The 2,369-nt window shown below is 44.4% G+C and carries 2 protein-coding genes; both read left to right on the top strand.

Annotated features, from left to right (window positions below):
• Window positions 1–151 precede the first annotated feature (151 nt).
• Window positions 152–991: a hypothetical protein gene (locus tag IC21_RS00670; protein WP_029143139.1), complete on the top strand. Its 840-nt coding sequence runs from the start codon at window positions 152–154 to the stop codon at window positions 989–991.
• Window positions 992–1,003: 12 nt separating this feature from the next.
• On the top strand, window positions 1,004–2,149 hold the full coding sequence (locus tag IC21_RS00665) for a hypothetical protein (protein WP_029143138.1): 1,146 nt from the start codon (window positions 1,004–1,006) through the stop codon (window positions 2,147–2,149).
• Window positions 2,150–2,369: the final 220 nt, after the last annotated feature.

The following is a 2,369-nucleotide window of genomic DNA, read 5'->3' as shown; positions in this document are numbered from 1 at the left end:
TTTTCGCTTGTGTTACCCATATCAGGACACATCCCTTCGTTAATATTATATTTCACTAAAGGGTGTCCATGAAACTATACTAGCATCAGGAAGACATCCGCAGCAGCGAAGGGAAATCCGTTGTCGATATTATGAGGGAGGTATACCGGCAATGAAAAGTTTTGTAAAACTTGTAAATTTTGAAATCAACCGTTTTGCGAAAATCTACTGGTCTTTGGTTGCAATCACCATCCTTTCACAATTTACGTCCGTTTTTTTGACGGTGCATCGTTATATCAGCCAAGCAAATGGGATCGTATATCACCAGTCACTGCCCACTGCCCAACTGGCATACGTAAAGCATTATGGTTCGATCAGCTTTATCGACTGCTTTGGTACGGTTTGGTTCATGGGGCCGATTGCGCTTTGTGCGGCGGCCATGATGTTTTATATCTTCCTGATTTGGTACAGGGACTGGTACGGCAAGCATACGTTCATTTACCGGCTTTTGATGCTTCCTGTTGAAAGATGGAATCTCTATTTGGCGAAAGCGGCGAGCATTTTGCTGTTGGTGTTTGGATTTGTTGCTGTTCAGATTGTTTTACTGCCGGTTGAACATTTCTTTTTTAATGCCATTACACCGGGCATTTACAGGATGGATATGACGGTCATAGATGCTGTCTTAAGTTTCCCTTATTTTAACCTGCTGCTTCCCGGTGCAGCGATAGATTTTCTCTTCCATTACGGGTTAGGATTTACAGTGGTTCTTGTAATATTTACAGCAATCTTATTGGAAAGAAGTTTCCGCATGAAGGGGATCCTGCTCGGCCTGCTGTACGGCTTTCTCTCGTTCGTTTTATTTTGGACGCCGGATTTCCTCTTTGAAGTGTTGCTGCCCGGGGTTTTGCACCAGCAGGAATTATTATGGATTGAAGTGGCCACGACTGCCATCATTGCGGGGTATTCCATCCTCCTGGGGGGATACTTGATCAAATACAAAGTAACGGTGTAAGGGAGAGATACGATGAGACGTTATTTAAATTTATTGGTAATTCTGGTTGCGGTTGTGGCGGCGATCCCCCTTTTTTACACCGCATTGGCCGCTGGCAAGGATCCGGGCCTTGTGCTGAAAAGGGTAAGCGGAAATGAAAATGAAATCCCGAATGTTAAAATTACTGCGATGGATAGCCAGGAAAACCGTTTGAATCGCATGTTTTCCATTACTTCATCCGGGAGCCACGATTTAAGAAGGGAGTCTTCTTTTTTGTCACTGGATGAAGATCCGGCTTGGTACAAGCAGTATGTCAAACAGTATCCCCGTTATATGAGGGGGAAAACCGACCAAGGCGGCTTTTATGAAGATAAACAAATGATTGCTTATGCCGAAATCAAGCCGCAGCCGCTTCACCGGTCCCGTGTAGCGCTGTATGTCGGGGTGCTGGATAAGAAAACGAAGAAAATAAAAACGATGAAGATGAAGGTACCGGGTTTTACAAAACAATCTTATCCATCGGTCTGGGATGTGCAAAAAACCGGAAACGAGCTGAAAGTAGCGGCAGGGATGGATACAGGTATCCGCGTGTATCGTGTCAGCCTGCCGGAAAAGAAAATAACCGGGGATAAAGTGATTGCACAAAGAGAACAGGCTGGGAGAATGGCCCAATATACCCAGCTCGCAGAAACCGACGTGAACAAGCCCAACCATATACTGGCATATCAAGAAGAGAAAGTGGACGACGACGGTACAGTAAAGGAAATGACTACCTTTATTTACAATTACCATACAAATGAAACGAAAAAACTCAGGTTGCCAAAAGACATTTCGTTGCGGGACAGCGATAACTGGAAGTTTGTTTACAACGGGAAGACGGTTTATATGGCAATTACAAAAAAGAACGGAGGCGCGCGCCTTTTAACCTTTGACGGGAACGGAAAGCTGAAAGCAGACAAGACATTTGCTATCAAGTACCAGAGTACGGGCAACCCCATCCCTGAAATCAAAAACGGCAGGTTGTACTTCCTTATCCCGAACGATTCCCGGGAAAAAGCGTGTCTCCTGTATGTGTTCGACATTTCAAGCGGCAAGCAGTTGTACAGCGGAAAAGTGGTTCAAAAAGGGAAAGGAGTGAAAGCCCGGTATGTGGAGGGAGTTGAGTTGACGATAAAATAAAGGGGCCCTCCCCCTTATTTTATCACCGCTTTTCCGCGTCTTTCGGAATCCGTCTGTGATCATTGAATTTGCCACTTGCATAAGCAGGAAAAAAGCAACCGGGAGTAGAAATAGTTTTACATATCATAAAGAGCCTCTGCCAAAATAAAAATATACCCTTGAGCGAGGCTCTGGAAAATTAATTATCCCGATTTTTTTGCCTTTTCATCCAGATTTTCAA

Origin of the sequence: Heyndrickxia coagulans DSM 1 = ATCC 7050, from assembly GCF_000290615.1 — a bacterium.
Lineage (GTDB): Bacteria > Bacillota > Bacilli > Bacillales > Bacillaceae_C > Weizmannia > Weizmannia coagulans.
The sequence above is the reverse complement of the archived record's forward strand: the minus strand, read 5'-3'. Positions and strand labels throughout refer to the sequence as shown.

What these genes read in the sequence shown, in the direction of transcription:
- IC21_RS00670 (WP_029143139.1), top strand. Translation starts at nt 152, where the DNA reads ATGAAAAGTTTTGTAAAACTTGTAAATTTTGAAATCAACCGTTTTGCG.
- IC21_RS00665 (WP_029143138.1), top strand. Translation starts at nt 1,004, where the DNA reads ATGAGACGTTATTTAAATTTATTGGTAATTCTGGTTGCGGTTGTGGCG.